A 16740-nucleotide genomic window follows, 5' to 3' on the forward strand; every position below is an offset into this window, starting at 1 on the left:
GGCGCGCTTCCCATGGGGAGAAAGCGCGGCATTTTACATGAACTGCGAGGTTTGGCTTCAGCCGGCGACGGCCTGTTTGCGCAAGCGCCAGGCCATGATCAGCCACACGACCGTCACACCGGCGAACTTCGAGCCCATGGCGGTGAGGATCACGGCCGGGGTGAAGGCGTCGATCATGCCGAAGAAGATGAAGGTGTCGAGGGGAATGCTCAGGGCCGAACTTATCCACAGGCGATCGTGCAACGGGCGCTTGGTGATGCTGAACACCAGCCAGTCGATGCACTCGGACACCGCGAACGCCGTGGCGCTGGCCAGGGCGATGGACGGATCGGAGGTGACGTAGGACAGCACCAGCGCCGCCAGCATCGCGGCGATGGCGCCATGGCCGAAGCGGGTTTGCACCATGTCACGCAGCACAAACACCAACCCGCCCCAGGCCGACCAGATGATGTCCAGGTGCGGGGCGGTGGAAAAGGCGTAGTTGATCAGCACGACGCTGCTGATGTAAGAAATCAGGAAGAGCATGGGGGCTTGGGAATACCTGTCAGTTTGGCGCACAGGGTACTTCAGGGAATGAGGTTGGGCCAAGAGATGGGGTGGTCGTGAGGGCCTTTTCGCGGGCAAGCCTCGCTCCTACGGTATTGTGGCGGTCACTTGCGGAACGCCCCGGTTCTGCAGGAGCGAGGCTTGCCCGCGAAGGCCGCACCTCATTTATCCGATTTGGCCCCGATCATCCAAAGCAGCCCACTGGATTTGGCCCGTTCATGACACAACCCCAACACCTTGCGCCGCTCTTCGTTGTCCATCCGGCTCCAACGGGTGATCTCTTCCACCGTGCGCTGGCATCCGGTGCAGATATCGTCGTCGTCCAGTGCGCAGATGTTCACGCAGGGCGATAGCACCGGTCGTTCGGGGGCGTTCATTCTTCCTGCTCGGCCAGGTCGCGGGCATAGCGCTGCGAGTTGTGCACGTAGTGGGCGGCGCTGGCTTCGAGCATTTTCTTCTGCGGCTCGGTGAGTTCGCGCACCACCTTGCCCGGCGAGCCCATGACCAGCGAACCGTCCGGGATCTCCTTGCCTTCGCCGATCAGCGAGTTGGCGCCGATGATGCAGTTCTTGCCGATTTTCGCGCCGTTGAGGATCACGGCGTTGATACCAATCAGGCTGTAGTCACCGACGGTGCAGCCATGGAGCATGGCGTTGTGGCCGATGGTCACGCCGGTGCCGATGGTCAGTGGGTAGCCCATGTCGGTGTGCATCACGGTGCCGTCCTGGACGTTGCTGTTCTTGCCGATCAGGATCAGTTCGTTGTCGCCGCGCAGCACGGCGTTGAACCAGACGTTGGCGCCCTCTTCCAGTTTGACCTTGCCCACCAGCACGGCGTTGGGGGCGACCCAACTCTGCGGATGGGTTTCGACGCGGGCATCGCCCAGGCGATATTTCATCGTGTTGTCCTCAAGGCTCAGGCAGCCGCGGGTTCGGATTCAGGTATTGATAAAGCTTTTCGGGGGGCGGTGCAGGCTGATGTCGGCGTCATACAGCAGGTTGATCAACTCGACGATCATGATCGCCGTCAAACCCCAGATCTTGTACTCGCCATAGCGATAGCTCGGCACGTACCAACTGCGGCCCTGGTAATCGATGCGGTGCGTGTGTTCCCGCGGGTCCTTGCGGAAGAACTCCAGGGGCACGCTGAACACCGCCGCGATTTCGGCATCGTTGGCCAGGTATTCGACGTAATCAGGAATGACACCGACATAAGGCGTGACCTTGATGCCGTGCAGGGAAATCAGTGGACTGAGCGGGCCGATCACTTCGACCAGGCCCGGCGGCAGGCCGATTTCTTCTTCGGCTTCGCGCAGGGCGGTGAAGATCAGGTCGGGGTCTTCGGGGTCGCGCCGCCCGCCGGGAAAGGCGACTTCGCCGCCATGGGTCGAGAGCCCGCTGGCGCGCAGGGTCAGCACCAGTTCCGGTTCATCGCTGCGAGTGATCGGCACCAGTACCGCGGCTTCGGGGAAACGTTTATCGGTTTCCAGCGTTTTCGGCGTGTGGTTGCTTACCCGGTGAAGTAGCTCGTCCAGCATGAGTGCTCTCGATCTGTTGGCTACCTCGCATCATGCACCAATAGAACCGACCGCCCAACCCCCGAACTGCGCCATGTCGCGAAACGACAACTTGCCGACTGACACCGCCGCACGCCAAGATAGGCGCAGCCTCCAGGAACCCAAGCATGAAATTTTGCAGTCAGTGCGGTAACCCGGTCACCCAGCGCATTCCCGAAGGCGATTCGCGCCTGCGTTTTGTCTGTGACAGCTGTCAGACCATTCACTACCAGAACCCCAATATCGTCGCCGGTTGCGTGGCGACCTGGGGCTCGAAGGTGTTGTTGTGCCGCCGCGCCATCGAGCCGCGCCTCGGTTACTGGACCCTGCCCGCCGGTTTCATGGAAAACGGCGAGACCATCGAGCAGGCGGCCGTGCGCGAGACCGCCGAAGAAGCCTGCGCCCGAGTGCGTAACCTGAGCATCTATACGCTGATCGACGTGCCGCACATCAGTCAGGTGCACGTATTCTTCCGCGCCGAACTGGTGGACCTGGACTTTGCTGCCGGCCCCGAGAGCCTGGAAGTCATGCTGTTCGATGAAGCCGACATCCCTTGGTCAGAGCTGGCTTTCCGCACGGTGGGCCGTACCTTAGAATGCTTCTTCGCTGACCGGCAGACGGAGGTCTACCCGGTGCGTTCCGAGTCGATTCCACCGCTTGCGCAACCCGCCATCATCTAAGCTCTTACTGAATTCCAACTTATAAATAGTCGCGACACCTCTAGGGATATCGTTTCAATGCGCTGGTTGCTTGCCTTGTTTTGCCTGTCGTTCGTCGTGGTGTCCCAGGCCTCCACCGTGGTCACTCTGGACGGCAAACCCATCGAAAAAGTGCTGGTGCTCAAATCCGCCCATCAACTGCAATTGATCGCCGACGGCAAACCGCTGCGCACCTACCGCATCTCCCTGGGCAAAAACCCACGGGGCACGAAGCTGATGGAAGGCGACAAGCGCACACCCGAGGGTTTTTACTGGGTGGACTGGCGCAAGGTCAGCGACCGTTTCAACCTGGCGATGCACATCTCTTATCCCAACCGTGACGATGCCGACCGCTCCCGGCGCGAAGGGGTCAACCCGGGCGGCATGATCATGATCCACGGCACCCCCGACACCTATGACTACCCGGAAAACCTGTTCCACACCCTGGACTGGACCGACGGCTGCATCGCCATGCGCAACATGGACATGCGCGAGGTGTGGGGTTTGGTGCCGGATGGCACGATGATTGAGATTCGGCCGTAAGGTTTGTGCAACTGCGCGGGGCTTTTGTGGCGAGGGGGCTTGCCCCCGTTGCGCTGCGAAGCAGTGCCAGAACCTGCTACCGGGTTTCAACTGGCATACCGCGTCTGCTGATTTTACGGCTGCTGCGCAGCCGAACGGGGGCGAGCACCCTCGCCACAGTGGGCTGCGGCGCCAGTTAAATCGTGGTCTGCCCGCTACCTTCCGTCGCCCATCGAAAAAATAAATCAAAAGATCGCAGCCTGCGGCAGCGCCTACAGGGTTGATACCAATTCTCTTTGTAGGCGCTGCCGAAGGCTGCGATCTTTGCTTCCAAAACCCCCACCGCTAATACCACTTCAAACCATCCCCCTCCAAACAAGCCCATAATCCCCGGTTTTGCTGCGTCTCAAGCAAAGTGGTCTGATTGACATGGTATTTAAGTGGTATTAGCTTCCGTCCTACAACCGGGCGACAACAATCCAATATCCGCATCGGAAAAGACCTACATGAATGACATCCAGGCCCTACGTCCTGACGACACCCAGCCGACGCCGCTGTACCTGCAACTGGCGCGCAATCTGGAAGCGGCGATCCACGCCGGCCAGTGGAAAGCCGAGCAGGCCATGCCGTCGGAGCGCAGTCTCAGCGAATTGCTGGGCATTTCCCGCGTCACCGCACGCAAGGCACTGGAGGTGTTGTTCGAACAAGGCCTGATCCGGCGCAATCAGGGTTCCGGCACCTTCATCACCCCGCGCCTGGAACAACCGCTGTCGCGTCTCTCCGGTTTCAGCGAAATGCTCCGCCTCAAAGGCTTCGTCCCCGGGTCGCAATGGCTGGAGCGTGAAATAACTCCGCCGACCCACGAAGAACTGATCCGCCTCGGCCTCTCGCCCAACGACAAGGTCGCGCGGCTCAAACGCCTGCGCAAAGCCGACGACACGGTGATGGCCATCGAGATGAGCACCCTGCCCGCTTCGATCATCCCCAAGCCGCAAGCGGTGGGCGATTCCCTCTACGAATACCTCGACGGTATCGGCAAACCGATTGTCCGCGCCTTGCAACACATCCAGGCGATCAACGCCTCGGACGAATTCGCCGCGCTGGTGGGCATCGCCCCCGGCACCGCCATGTTGCTGATGACCCGGGTTGGCTACCTGGAAGACAACACGCCCATCGAAGTCACCGACACCTATTGCCGCAACGACTACTACGACTTTGTCGCAGAGCTTCGCCGTTAAACCGGGCGAAGTCGCCAAACAGCGAGAACCGAAATGTCCGAAGACAACATCCTCACCGCCCACGGCTGGGTTCGCGGCCGGCTGATTCACCAACACGGCAAAGTCGTGTCCATCGAAGGCGTGCCTTGCGACCCGGCCGACAACGACCTGCCTTACCTGCTGCCGGGTTTCATCGACCTGCACGTTCACGGCGGCGGTGGCAAAGACATCATGGAAGGCGCGAGCGCCTTCGAAACCATCACCAAAACCCACGTGCGTTTCGGCACCACCTCGCTGCTGGCCACCACCATGACCGCGCCGAGCGAAGAGATTTCCAGCGTGCTCAAAGCTGTCGGCGAGTTCTGCGAGCAGCGGCCGACTGGCAGCGCCCGGGTCCTCGGCGTACACCTCGAAGGCCCGTACATCAACCCCGGCAAACTCGGGGCCCAACCGAATTTCGCCCACACCGCGTTGATGGCCGAAGTCGAGGCGTACCTGGCCCTGGCGCCGATCCGCGTCATCACCATCGCCCCGGAAATCGCCGGCCACGACGCCTTGATCCGCGCCCTCAGCGCCCGTGGCGTGCGCATGCAAATCGGCCACACCCTGGGCAGTTACGAGGAAGGCGTGGCGGCGCTGGAGGCTGGCGCCAGCAGTTTCACCCACCTCTATAACGCCATGAGCCCGCTGCATCACCGCGAGCCCGGCATCGTCGGCGCAGCCCTGGCACACGCCAAATACGCCGAGCTGATTCCGGATCTGCTGCACGTACACCCCGGCGCCATGCGCGTGGCCCTGCGCTCGATCCCGTGCCTGTATTGCGTCACCGATTCGACCGCCGCCGCCGGCATGCCCGACGGTGAATACAAGCTCGGCAGCCACACCGTGACCAAGTGCCTGGGCGGCGTGCGCCTGGCCGACGGCACTTTGGCAGGCAGCACCCTGACCATGGATCAGGCCCTGCGCAACCTGGTGAAGATCGGTTTGCCGATTGCCGAAGCCTCGCAACGCCTTTCGCAATTCCCCGCCGACTACCTCGGAATCACCGAACGCGGACGCCTCGAACCCGGTGCCTGGGCCGACTGCGTGCGGCTGGATCGCTCACTCACACTGACCGCCGTCATGGTCGAAGGAGAAGACATTGACTTCAAAAATGCTTGAAGAGGCGCTGTCCTCGTTCGAGGCCGTGCAAGCCCAATTGCAGCAACTGGACCCGCAGATGATCGAGATCGCCGGGCGCCTGCGCCGTCAGCCGCCGCAAGTGGCGATGACCGTCGCTCGGGGCAGCTCCGACCATGCCGCCAGTTACTTCGCCTACCTGACCATGCAGCAACTGGGGATTCCGGTGGCGTCGTTGCCAATGTCGGTGGTGACCATGCAGCAAGCGCCATTGAAGGTCAGCGGCCAGGTGGCGTTCGCCTTCTCGCAATCGGGGCAAAGTCCGGATTTGGTGAACAGCCTGCGTCTGTTGCGCAAGCGTGGCGCTCTGAGCATTTCGATGGTCAACGCGGCGGACTCGCCACTGGAAGCCGCGTGTGAATTCAGCCTGCCACTGTTGGCCGGCACCGAAAGCAGCGTCGCGGCCACCAAGAGTTTTATCGCCACCCTCAGCGCCAGCGCACGCTTGATCGCCCACTGGAAAGAAGATGTGGAATTGCTGGAGGCCGGCAACGCGCTGCCGGAAGGCCTGCGCGAGGCGGCGCAACAGGACTGGAGCCTGGCCATTGACGCCCTGCGCGATTGCGAACGCCTGATGGTGATCGGCCGTGGCGCCGGTTTCGCCATCGCCCAGGAAGCCGCACTGAAGTTCAAGGAAACCTCGGCGATCCAGGCCGAAGCCTTCAGCAGTGCCGAAGTCCGGCACGGCCCGATGGCCTTGATCGGCGAGCAATACCCGTTGCTGGTGTTCGCTCCGCGCGGTGCCGAGCAGGCCGGTTTGCTGAGCCTGGCCGCCGACATGCGCCAGCGCGGCGCCCGTGTATTGCTGGCCGCACCGGATGACGTCAGTGAACGCGACCTGACCCTGACCCGCGCCGAACACCCGGCCCTTGATCCGATTCTGGCGATCCAGAGTTTCTATGTGATGGCGGCTGGTTTGGCCGTCGCCCGCGGCATGGACCCGGACCAGCCACGGCACTTGAGCAAAGTAACGCGCACCCATTGAGTCGAAGGGCGCGATCGACCCGAACCGAATTGTTTACTGATGAGTACCGAGCCATGCACAACAATAATAAAGAGCTGACCCTCAGCGCCCCGCTCAGCGGCCCGGTGCTCACGCTCGCCAGAGTCCCGGACCCGGTGTTCGCCAGTGGCGCCATGGGGGACGGGATTGCTATCGATCCATTGAACGACACCCTTCACGCGCCTTGCGCCGGCGTGGTGGTGCATGTCGCCCGTACCGGCCACGCCGTGACCTTGCGCGCCGACAACGGTGCCGAGTTGCTGCTGCACCTGGGCCTCGACACGGTCGAGTTGCAGGGCGAAGGCTTTTCGATGCTGGTCAAGGAAGGCGCACGCGTCGCGAACGGCCAGCCGCTGTTGCGCTATGACCTGGACAAGGTCGCGCAGCAGTGCAAAAGCCTGGTCAGCCTGATGATCCTGACCAACAGCCAGGACTTTCAAGCGCGCCCGATCACCCTGAAACCGGTGAAGGTCGGCGATCCGCTGCTGCATATCGTGCGGCGGTTGGCCAATGGCGTGCCGGTCGAAGTCGACCTTTGCGGCATCGAAGTTCACGGTCATGTCCGCATCGCCCATCGCGGTGGTTTGCACGCTCGGCCGGCGGCGCTGATTCGGCAGACGGCGCAAGGCTTCAAGAGCCAGTCGCGGCTGCATTTCGCCGGCAAATCGGCGCCCTGTGACAGCTTGATCGGGCTGATGAGCCTGGCCATCGGCGAGCAGGAAGACGTTCAGGTCAGCAGTCAGGGCCCGGACGCTGAAGCGGCGTTGCAGGCGTTGTTGACTGCGTTATCCACCGCGTTGGCGCAAGACAGTCACACCGCTGCGCCAGCGCCGATTGCTCAACGCAATCGCCCGGCCGAAGCGGGTGTGTTGCATGGCGTTTGCGCCGCGCCCGGTCTGGTAGCAGGGCCGTTGTTTCGCTTGAACGCAATCAGCCTGCCAGTGGACGCCGGCAGCCACGATCCCGAGCAACAACGGCAAGCCCTCGATGCCGCGTTGCTCGTGGTGCGCAGCGAAATCGATCACACGCTGACCCAGGCCCGCAAGCACAAGCACACCGACGAGGAAGCGATCTTCGCCGCGCACCTCGCGCTGCTGGAAGACCCGGCGTTGCTGGACGCAGCGGCGCACTCCATCGACAACGGCAGCGCCGCGACTCACGCCTGGAGCCAGGCCATCGACGTGCAGTGCGAGGTCCTGCAGCAACTCGGCAGCCCGTTGCTGGCCGAACGCGCCAATGATTTGCGTGACCTCAAGCAACGGGTGCTGCGCGCCCTGCTGGGGGAAACCTGGCATTACGACATTCCCGCTGGCGCCATCGTGGCGGCCCATGAACTGACGCCGTCCGATCTGCTGCAACTGAGTCAGCATGGCGTTGCGGGCCTGTGCATGGCGGCGGGTGGTGCGACCTCACATGTGGCGATTCTCGCCCGGGGCAAAGGCCTGCCGTGCCTGGTGGCGTTGGGTTCGACATTGCTGGATCAGGCGCAAGGCCAAGCGGTGGTACTGGATGCCGATGGCGGTCGCCTCGAATTGACGCCGAGCGCCGAACGCCTGGCCGAGGTGCGTCAGGCGCAAATCGATCATCAGCAACGTCGCGCCCAGCAACAGGCGCAAGCGCACACCCCGGCGTTGACCCTCGATGGCTCGCACATTGAAGTCGCGGCCAATGTCGCGTCCAGTGCCGAAGCGGCGGATGCCTTGGCCAATGGCGCCGACGGCGTCGGCCTGCTGCGTACCGAGTTTCTGTTCGTCGATCGCAACACCGCGCCGGACGAACAGGAACAACGCCTCGCCTACCAAGCCGTGCTCGATGCCATGGGCGACAAGTCGGTGATCATCCGCACCATCGATGTCGGCGGCGACAAACAACTCGACTACCTGCCACTGCCCGCCGAAGCCAACCCGGTGCTCGGCCTGCGCGGGATTCGCCTGGCTCAGGTGCGCCCGGAACTGCTCGATCAACAACTGCGCGCGCTGCTGCACGTCAGCCCGTTATCGCGCTGCCGGATCCTGTTGCCGATGGTCACTGAAGTCGACGAGCTGCTGCACATCCGCCAGCGCCTCGACGCCTTGTGCACCGAGCTGGAGCTGACTCAACGCCCGGAGCTTGGCGTGATGATCGAAGTCCCGGCCGCCGCGCTGTTGGCCGAGCAACTGGCCGAGCACGCGGACTTCCTGTCCATCGGCACCAACGACTTGTCCCAATACACCCTGGCCATGGACCGCGACCATGCCGGCCTCGCCTCCCGGGTCGATGCGTTGCACCCGGCGCTGCTGCGTTTGATCGCGCAAACCTGCGCCGGTGCGGCGGTGCATAACCGTTGGGTCGGGGTTTGTGGGGCGCTCGCGTCGGATCCGTTGGCCACGCCAGTCCTGATTGGCCTGGGGGTCAGCGAGTTGTCGGTGAGCCCGGTGCAGATCGGTGAAATCAAGGATCGCATCCGCCATCTCGACGCCAGCGAATGCCGGCGCCTCAGCCAGGGCTTGCTCAAGTTGAGCAGCGCCGGCGCGGTGCGTCACGCCTGTCACCAACATTGGCCTCTGAGCTGAACAACTAAAACAAGAATCCAGGGAGATACGCCATGTACCAATACTTCATCGAAGGCTTGCAGCGCCTCGGCCGCGCGCTGATGCTGCCGATCGCGATCCTGCCCATCGCCGGCCTGTTGCTGCGCCTGGGCGACACCGATCTGCTGAACATCGCGATCATCCACGATGCGGGCCAGGTGATCTTCGCCAACCTGGCGATGATCTTCGCCATCGGCATCGCGGTCGGTTTCGCCAAGGACAACAACGGTACTGCCGGGCTGGCCGGGGTCATTGGGTACCTGGTGATGGTGTCGACCCTCAAGGTGCTCGACGCCAGCATCAACATGGGCATGCTCGCCGGGATCGTCAGTGGCTTGATGGCCGGCGCGCTGTACAACCGCTTCAAGGACATCAAGTTGCCGGAGTACCTGGCGTTCTTCGGCGGCCGGCGTTTCGTGCCCATCGTCACCGGTTTCGCCGCCGTCGGCCTGGGGTTGATCTTCGGCCTGGTCTGGCCGCCGATCCAGCAAGGCATCAACAGTTTCGGCGCGTTGATGATGGAAAGCGGCAGCTTCGGCGCGTTCGTTTTCGGCGTGTTCAACCGCTTGCTGATCGTCACGGGCCTGCACCACATCCTCAACAACATGGCGTGGTTTGTGTTCGGCAACTTCACCGACCCGACCACCGGCGCCATCATCACCGGCGATCTGTCGCGCTACTTCGCTGGCGACCCGAAGGGCGGCCAGTTCATGACCGGCATGTTCCCGATGATGATCTTCGGCCTGCCCGCCGCGTGCCTGGCGATGTACCGCAACGCCTTGCCGGAGCGGCGCAAGGTCATGGGCGGGATCTTCCTGTCGATGGCGCTGACGTCGTTTTTGACCGGCGTGACCGAACCGATCGAATTCGCCTTCATGTTCCTCGCGCCGATGCTGTATCTGGTGCACGCCGTGCTGACGGGCCTGTCGATGGCCATCACCAACATGCTGAACATCCACCTCGGGTTTACCTTCTCCGGCGGCTTCATCGACATGGTCCTGGGCTGGGGCAAATCCACCAACGGCTGGCTGGTGATCCCGGTCGGTTTGGCCTACGCGGCGATCTACTACCTGGTGTTTGATTTCTGCATTCGCCGCTTCAACCTGAAGACGCCGGGGCGTGAAGATGTTTTTTCAGGCGAGAAAGTGGTGGTCGCGGCGAACGAGCGTGCCGGGGCCTATATCAAGGCGTTGGGCGGCGCGGACAACCTGATCACCGTCGGCGCCTGCACCACGCGCCTGCGACTGGACATGGTGGATCGCAACAAGGCCAACGATGTCGAGCTCAAAGCCCTGGGCGCGATGGCGGTGGTGCGTCCGGGCAAGGGCGGGAGTTTGCAGGTGGTGGTCGGGCCGATGGCCGACAGCATCGCCGATGAGATTCGCCTGGCGATGCCCGCTCTGGGTCGTGGGGTTATCGCTGCCCCTGCCCCTGTGGTCGACGTGGTGAAACCCGTAGCGACACCGGAAGCGCAGCAGTGGCTGAATGCCTTGGGCGGTGGCGACAATGTGCTGCAAATGGACTGCATCGCCATGACCCGGATTCGCCTGCAACTGGCGGATGGCAAGGCGTTGTCGGAGTGTCAGTTGAAGGAATTGGGCTGCCAGGGTGTCAGCCAACTTGAAGGTGGCATTTGGCACCTGCTGATTGGCGACAAGGCGCCGAGTTTGAGTGGGGCGTTGGAGGCGTTGGTTAATCGCAGTGAGGTGAGTGCCAAGGTTTAGATCTTTGGCGCCTGACCTTCCGTCTTCGCGGGCAAGCCACGCTCCTACAGGTTGATTGCATTCCCCTGTAGGAGCGAGGCTTGCCCGCGAAGGGGCCGGGTCTATTCACGCGGGTCGATCTGATCCAGCACCCGGTTCGCTGTGATTTCCGCCAGCATCACGCTGTTGGAGATGCCCAGCAGGGCGTTGCGTGAGCTGCCGTCCAGCAGGTCCACCAGGTTGTGGACCAGCACGTCGACCGAGGCCAGGGTCTCGACCAGGTATGTCATCAGGGTTTCGCTGCTGGCCTCGGGGCTTACGGCAAACAGGGTACTCGGTGTACGCGGTGTGGCTTTGATGTCGGCGAATGAGGGGATGTCGCGTGGTGTTGATTCGGGTTGTTGCGGGGCGGTTGGATCGGTTTCTGGCGGATCGGGCGTAACGTTGGACATAGGTCAGATTCTCGGATTGGGTGCCAACCCTCCTGCTGCTAACGAGAGGGAGGCAGCTGTGCGCAGGTTAGCAGACCGGGGAATCTAACAAAGCCGGCGCGCCCGAAGGCGCCCTGCGCACAGCCACCATCGAGTACCGGCGGGGGGGGCCTGACTGACAGAGCTTGTGCAACTTGTTAGATAAATCTCCCGGGCTGCTAAACCCGATCACTGATGGGCAGTGACGGGAATCAAGTTACCGAGCAGCCCCAAGGGCACACAAGCCGGCGGATTCTGGCGTAGCCGTAGGCAACGGCGCAAGATTTTGTAGGTCTCGGGAAGTAACTCAGAAGTGGTTTTAAACAAGCCGTGTTTAAACGCCTGACACGCACATCCCACGCGGCGAAGGGTGTTAACTATGTACCGCCAACGCCCACGCGCCCCACTCCAAGCTGAAGGTTATTCCCATCAGCCTGGAGACCGTGCCGATGAGCACACCCAACGCCGCGCCGTCCTTTGAAGAGATCAAAGGCTATCTCAACCAGATCGGTCATCATCTGTTCAAGACCCAAACCCCTTTGCTACCCGAACAAAAACCCTCGGCCGAACAGGTCTACCTGACACGCCTGAACGGCCTTCTGAAAAACTACCGCGAGCCGTTTCTGCGCCGCTGCCGTACGCACTACCAGGCGCTGGCGGACAGTGATTTGCACAGCCAGGCCGGGCAGACGCTGCTCGCGACACTCAGGGCCACGCTCATCGCGCATTTGGCGGACATGGACCTGCGGGACTTGATCGACGGCAAGCCTGCCAAGTCCTTCATGACCTTTGAGGCCGGGTTCACCGCCATCGAGCACGAAGCCCGGTGGGCGGTCCAGAATCGCTTGCTGCATCCGCAGGCCGGCAAGATGCTGGAAAGCCTGGCGCTGGGGCCGGCCCTGCGTCCGGGCCTGTATGCCTTGCAGTTCAGCTATCAGGAACACACTGTCGAACTGGCCGGGGCTTTTGTCGCCACGGAAAAAAACAGCCCCGTGGCCAACGATTTACTGACGCCGCAAAACGTCGGCCAGGTCCTGCTGTTCACGCCCTCGCGAGGGGTCGAGTCCTTCGACTCGCTGGCCGCGCTCAATAGTCATTTGTCGCAGCACATGCAGCACGTCGCCGGGCGCAGTGACTTCATGCAGATGCTGCCGACGCGCTATCACGCCTTGAGCGAATCCGGCATCTGGCCATTGCAGTTGTCGCCCATCGACAGCACCCCCTTGTTTGAACACCTCTACGACGCGCTGATCGACAAACGCACCCGAGATATCGAGCGGGCCTTGAGTTTTGCCGACAACCCCGAGCACGACAGCGGCCAATTGCTCCGCGCCCTCGACCGCGCCATCGACGCCGCCCTGCCGGCCCTCACCTCCCGCCTCGAACTTCACGCCCAAGCCCTGCTTGAACGCAGCCTGCGTTACAGCGCACCGGACTGGTATCGCAGCGCCAGTGAAGACCACCGGGCAGAACTGGCGTTGCGTCTGCGTCATTACAACCAGGCGCGGCAACGTTTGCTGGACCTGCTGGGCCCCGCCGCCAGTCCGCAAGCCCTGGCCCGTGACGCCTGGCTTGAACGGCTCGGCGATGAGCTGGAAATCCATGACCTGGAACCACAACACCTGCACCTGCGCACCCGCCGTTACGTCGCCGGTTTTGGTGTCTATGAACATTCGCGAGACCTGATCGAGCTGGCCTTGCGCGGCGCCCATACCGGGGACGCGTTGCCCGGCTCGGACTTCCTGGAAAAAACCACCCTCACCTACCACGGCGCGCCCCTGCACGAATCGCACATGGACCTGACCCCAGCGTGGCTGATTCAGCAACTGGACACCCTGCACCCGCGTGTCGATTTTGCCGAGGTGCAAACCTGGATGCATGCCCGCCCCGAAATCAGGCGGGCCATCGAGCAGATGCTCGATCAGCGGATCGACGCACTGGCCTACACCGCGTATCTGCAAGGTCATCTGCGCGACGACGACCTGCAATTGATCCAGCGCCTGCGCGCCGGCAGCGATACGCGACTGAGCGCCGCAACCCTGGGGGCCGGCACCCTGTCGTTGCATGGTGCGCAACTGCAGGATGTGTGGGTGCTGCGCCAGGCGGACGACCACGGAACGATCAAACGCTTGCTGCTCTGCACCCCCGAAGCGCCGCGAGACCAGCAATTCCAGGCGTTCGACAGCGAGGCCGCTTGCCAACAACACATCCTCGGCTGGGCCCTGAACAACGGTGACGCCGCTGCCGCCCGCATGACCGAGTACTTGATCAGCCGGGCGCCCCTGCGTTTTCGCCCCAGCCTGCGCCAGGTGCTGGCCGGCCTGAGCTTCAAACCCCAGGACCGGGAATACCAGGAAGTCCGGTTCACGGTCGCCGTTAGCCATCGCGATTGCCTGAGGTCGATGGCCGAGCATGTGCTGGCCACGCGGGTCGACGACTATGAGTTCACCACGCCGGGCTGGTATCGCTCAGCCAGCGCCCAAGACAGGCAAAAGCTCTCGTCCCTGGCCGAAGACGCCGAAGGCGCCTTGCGCACTTTCAACGATCATCCGGCCTCGGAAAGCCGGTTTCCGGACTTCGATACCTACCTGCATGAGCAGGCCCAGGCACGCTTGAACGAACTGCTGGGCCGCAGCGCCAACGACGTCGATCCGGACACCGTCTGGGCGTATTCGCCCCCTGTCCTTGCCGGCACCACACCGCCACCGCTGAGCTATACCCAGCTGTACCGCGACGGCTATGCCGACGGCGTGGGTTTTCTCGATGAAAAGTTCTCCCATTCGGCGCGCTTCAAAGGCCCGCAAGGTGTGGACCTGAGCCGCCTGACGGCGCAAAACGTCGCACGCTCGGTCACCGGGGTGTGGATCGGCCAGCGTTACATCGACAAGGTCAGGACCGAACTGCAAAGCCCCGAGAGCCTCGGCTATGCGCTGCGGCGCAACACCACCCTGGCCATCACCCAGCGGCAGATGCAATGCGCCGCGCTTGAGTGCCACCTGCAAGGGCACCTCACCGGCGTCGATCTGCAATGGCTGGAAGCGAGCATTGCCAGCCTGGGCGACAGCTCGGCGTCGACGCGCAGCCAATACGCCTTGCACCCTTTGATGATCGACGGCGACTGGGTGATCGGCGCCTGGCTGTTCAGCCACGGCGACCGCCCGGTTCTGCTCTACACCCCGCAAGCCCCCGACGGCATCAGCTTTCGCGAAGCGCGGTTGTTCAATTACCTGCTGAAAAAACAGCCCGGCATGATCGCTTACCTGACCCAACGGGTCGGCGTTCCATCCCGCACCCGCGTCCGCGCCTTCCTCGAAGAGGTCAGGCAACAACTGCCCGATCAACTGGACACCACCAGCGTCAGCCCGGCGCGCTACGACGCGACCCGTTCCGTGGCGGCCACGTCCGACGTGCGCCATGCCCTGTACAACATGCAGTTGCAGCGCAAGATCGACGACGTCAACGCCACCACGGTCAACCGCACCCGGATGATCAGCGACCTCGTCTGGACCTGCGTCGAATGGGTGGCCGCGATCGCCACCGCGCCGTACCCGATCCTGAGCCTGAGCGCCGGCCTGCTGCTGGCGTTCAAGGACGCCATGCTCGCGCTGCACGCCTACAACCAGGGCGATACCACGGCGGCGCTTGAGCATTTCGCCGGTTACCTGCTCAACAGTGCCGGCGCCTTGTTCACCGACTTGCGCCCCGCCCTGCGCGCACTCAAACCCGTGGGGCGTTCGTTGCGCCTGAGCAGCGCCGGTGCCGAGCAAAGCCGCGCGATGCAACTGATCCGGCAACTGGAACCCGCCGCGCTGCCCCCGACGGACATGCGCGCGGTGGTGTTCGAAGGGCGGACCCTTTGGACGACGAACACCCCGGATGCGATCGGCCGCTACTTGCTGTATCGCCTGGACCCGCACGGCCAATGGGCCTCGACCGGACGCCTGGTCACGCCAGATGCCGACGGCGTCCTGGTACGCAGCGGTGTGTCCGGCGGCGGACCAAAATATCAACCGGTGCAGGAAACCCCCGGGCCGCACAAAGACTACGGGATACCGGCGAAACACCGGGATCGGCTCGAAGGCATCCTGGACCCGCAATGCAGGACCGAAATGGTCAACATGGGCGAATTGATGTTCAACTCCGCGCAGCCGGTGCTGGACAAAGCCGTCAAGCAGTTGGGCAATGCGCGCACCGCCTACCTGCAACAGGTCGGGCGGCTGACCACGGACGCGCAGGCCTTTTTCAGGGAGCTGGGCCCGCTGCCCGCCGCGCCCCGGATCCTTCCGGTCCAGACCGACCTGTCCATGGCGCAGTGGCTCGCCAGCGATACCTTTGCCGCAAACAAGAGCCTGATCATCGGTGCCGTACCGGGCTCCCTCGCCAGCAAACAACTGTTGATCGCTCATATGGATGAGCTGATTGAAAAAGGCTTCAAGCGCCTGTACGTGGAATACCTGCCGGGTGACGTCTTCCCGATCAAACTGGAAAAGCTCAACACGGGCAAATCCTGGCGGCACATCGAGAAGCACCTCAAGGCCATGGACACAGCCCTCGGTCACGCGCCGGACGCGGAGTATTGCTACCTCGCCCTGGTGCGCAAAGCCAGGGACAAGGGTCTGCAAATACGCGCCCTGGATGCCTCGACCTGTTATCAACTGGAGGATGCCCTGCTCATGGGCGAGACCTCGCCGACCACGCCACGGGATAACGCCGTGAGGAATTTCTATTCCCACAAAGTCATTGCCGGCGATGTCGCCGACGCCCCGCACGAGCGCTGGATCGCCCTGGTCGAACAGTCACGCCTGCGGACATTCAACGACACCCCCGGCCTGGCGGACCTGCAAAATGCCGTGGCGCTGCGCGTCGAAGACGTCGGGCTGGATCAACCGGCGGGCATCTGGGCCGATACCGCAGGCGCCATGCCCGGGGATGCACTGGCCAAAGCCGACTACCGAATGGCAGTGCCCACTGCCTACAAGGCACCCGCGCCGAGCACACCGGCGGCAGCGATTGCCCCCGAACCCGGCGCTCAGCATTTCAGCGCTTTCGACATCGCCCCGGCCTTGCGCGAGGACGTTGCCCGCCTATCCCGTCAGCCCCATGGTCTGGACAGCCGCTACGCACCAGCGAGTCAGAGCAGGCAAGGCCCGTTCATGGCCTTTCTCGAACGGCGCTCCAGCCTGAACACCACCGCCAAGCAGTTTTTTGCCGACTACGTGCCCCCCGGCAGGCCGGTCACTGCCTGAGATCACCGCAAGCACGACGCCGGAATCGTTT

The 16740-nt window shown here is 63.0% G+C and carries 13 protein-coding genes; 8 read left to right on the top strand and 5 right to left on the bottom strand.

All coding sequences use genetic code 11. The annotated features are described in order from the left end of the window. Positions 1 to 57 precede the first annotated feature (57 nt). The 4 genes from ACZ89E_RS17240 to ACZ89E_RS17255 all read right to left on the bottom strand — a co-directional run bounded on the left by ACZ89E_RS17240 (position 58) and on the right by ACZ89E_RS17255 (position 2083). Entirely contained in the window at positions 58 to 525 is a 468-nt protein-coding gene (locus ACZ89E_RS17240) for a 7-cyano-7-deazaguanine/7-aminomethyl-7-deazaguanine transporter (RefSeq protein WP_133837168.1), read from the bottom strand. Between the two features lie 182 nt (positions 526 to 707). Continuing rightward, positions 708 to 923, bottom strand: a complete 216-nt coding sequence (locus ACZ89E_RS17245) for a DUF1289 domain-containing protein (protein ID WP_149657451.1) — start codon at positions 921 to 923, stop codon at positions 708 to 710. Beyond that, positions 920 to 1444 (bottom strand): gamma carbonic anhydrase family protein, encoded by a 525-nt coding sequence (locus ACZ89E_RS17250; protein WP_027924900.1) that lies wholly within the window; start codon positions 1442 to 1444, stop codon positions 920 to 922. Before ACZ89E_RS17250 ends, ACZ89E_RS17245 begins: the two co-directional genes overlap by 4 nt. Positions 1445 to 1483: 39 nt before the next feature. After that, positions 1484 to 2083, bottom strand: coding sequence for a CoA pyrophosphatase (locus ACZ89E_RS17255; protein ID WP_149657452.1), 600 nt, complete (start codon positions 2081 to 2083; stop codon positions 1484 to 1486). A 146-nt stretch (positions 2084 to 2229) separates the two neighbouring features. Here ACZ89E_RS17255 and ACZ89E_RS17260 point away from each other — a divergent pair, with 146 nt between their 5' ends. From ACZ89E_RS17260 to nagE, 7 genes are all read left to right on the top strand, one after another. Further along, positions 2230 to 2781: an NUDIX hydrolase gene (locus ACZ89E_RS17260; protein ID WP_149657453.1), complete on the top strand. Its 552-nt coding sequence runs from the start codon at positions 2230 to 2232 to the stop codon at positions 2779 to 2781. A gap of 57 nt (positions 2782 to 2838) precedes the next feature. Continuing rightward, entirely contained in the window at positions 2839 to 3342 is a 504-nt protein-coding gene (locus tag ACZ89E_RS17265) for a L,D-transpeptidase family protein (RefSeq protein ID WP_133837164.1), read from the top strand. Positions 3343 to 3827: 485 nt separating this feature from the next. After that, positions 3828 to 4559 carry a GntR family transcriptional regulator gene (locus ACZ89E_RS17270; RefSeq protein WP_123597016.1) on the top strand — a complete coding sequence of 244 codons (732 nt, stop codon included), beginning with the start codon at positions 3828 to 3830 and terminating at the stop codon, positions 4557 to 4559. Positions 4560 to 4592: 33 nt separating this feature from the next. After that, positions 4593 to 5699 (top strand): N-acetylglucosamine-6-phosphate deacetylase, encoded by a 1107-nt coding sequence (gene nagA, locus ACZ89E_RS17275; protein ID WP_476256115.1) that lies wholly within the window; start codon positions 4593 to 4595, stop codon positions 5697 to 5699. Next, positions 5680 to 6702: an SIS domain-containing protein gene (locus tag ACZ89E_RS17280; protein ID WP_149657455.1), complete on the top strand. Its 1023-nt coding sequence runs from the start codon at positions 5680 to 5682 to the stop codon at positions 6700 to 6702. Before nagA ends, ACZ89E_RS17280 begins: the two co-directional genes overlap by 20 nt. A 53-nt stretch (positions 6703 to 6755) precedes the next feature. Continuing rightward, the gene (gene ptsP, locus ACZ89E_RS17285; RefSeq protein ID WP_476256116.1) at positions 6756 to 9272 is read left to right on the top strand and encodes a phosphoenolpyruvate--protein phosphotransferase; all 2517 of its coding nucleotides are present in this window, start codon (positions 6756 to 6758) and stop codon (positions 9270 to 9272) included. 32 nt (positions 9273 to 9304) lie between these two features. Next, on the top strand, positions 9305 to 11014 hold the full coding sequence (gene nagE / locus ACZ89E_RS17290) for an N-acetylglucosamine-specific PTS transporter subunit IIBC (RefSeq protein WP_476256117.1): 1710 nt from the start codon (positions 9305 to 9307) through the stop codon (positions 11012 to 11014). Positions 11015 to 11115: 101 nt separating this feature from the next. Here the strand turns inward: nagE and ACZ89E_RS17295 are convergent, their stop codons facing one another. Beyond that, the gene (locus ACZ89E_RS17295; RefSeq protein ID WP_476256118.1) at positions 11116 to 11445 is read right to left on the bottom strand and encodes a DUF6124 family protein; all 330 of its coding nucleotides are present in this window, start codon (positions 11443 to 11445) and stop codon (positions 11116 to 11118) included. Between the two features lie 467 nt (positions 11446 to 11912). Between ACZ89E_RS17295 and ACZ89E_RS17300 the strand changes: the two genes are divergently transcribed. Next, positions 11913 to 16709 (top strand): membrane-targeted effector domain-containing toxin, encoded by a 4797-nt coding sequence (locus tag ACZ89E_RS17300; protein ID WP_476256119.1) that lies wholly within the window; start codon positions 11913 to 11915, stop codon positions 16707 to 16709. The last annotated feature ends 31 nt before the right edge of the window (positions 16710 to 16740 follow it).

Source organism: Pseudomonas sp. TE3899 (genome assembly GCF_056279105.1).

What these genes read in the sequence shown, in the direction of transcription:
- ACZ89E_RS17295 (WP_476256118.1), bottom strand. Translation starts at nt 11,445, where the DNA reads ATGTCCAACGTTACGCCCGATCCGCCAGAAACCGATCCAACCGCCCCG.
- ACZ89E_RS17300 (WP_476256119.1), top strand. Translation starts at nt 11,913, where the DNA reads ATGAGCACACCCAACGCCGCGCCGTCCTTTGAAGAGATCAAAGGCTAT.
- ACZ89E_RS17245 (WP_149657451.1), bottom strand. Translation starts at nt 923, where the DNA reads ATGAACGCCCCCGAACGACCGGTGCTATCGCCCTGCGTGAACATCTGC.
- ACZ89E_RS17240 (WP_133837168.1), bottom strand. Translation starts at nt 525, where the DNA reads ATGCTCTTCCTGATTTCTTACATCAGCAGCGTCGTGCTGATCAACTAC.
- ACZ89E_RS17260 (WP_149657453.1), top strand. Translation starts at nt 2,230, where the DNA reads ATGAAATTTTGCAGTCAGTGCGGTAACCCGGTCACCCAGCGCATTCCC.
- ACZ89E_RS17250 (WP_027924900.1), bottom strand. Translation starts at nt 1,444, where the DNA reads ATGAAATATCGCCTGGGCGATGCCCGCGTCGAAACCCATCCGCAGAGT.
- ACZ89E_RS17270 (WP_123597016.1), top strand. Translation starts at nt 3,828, where the DNA reads ATGAATGACATCCAGGCCCTACGTCCTGACGACACCCAGCCGACGCCG.
- ACZ89E_RS17265 (WP_133837164.1), top strand. Translation starts at nt 2,839, where the DNA reads ATGCGCTGGTTGCTTGCCTTGTTTTGCCTGTCGTTCGTCGTGGTGTCC.
- nagA (WP_476256115.1), top strand. Translation starts at nt 4,593, where the DNA reads ATGTCCGAAGACAACATCCTCACCGCCCACGGCTGGGTTCGCGGCCGG.
- nagE (WP_476256117.1), top strand. Translation starts at nt 9,305, where the DNA reads ATGTACCAATACTTCATCGAAGGCTTGCAGCGCCTCGGCCGCGCGCTG.
- ptsP (WP_476256116.1), top strand. Translation starts at nt 6,756, where the DNA reads ATGCACAACAATAATAAAGAGCTGACCCTCAGCGCCCCGCTCAGCGGC.
- ACZ89E_RS17255 (WP_149657452.1), bottom strand. Translation starts at nt 2,083, where the DNA reads ATGCTGGACGAGCTACTTCACCGGGTAAGCAACCACACGCCGAAAACG.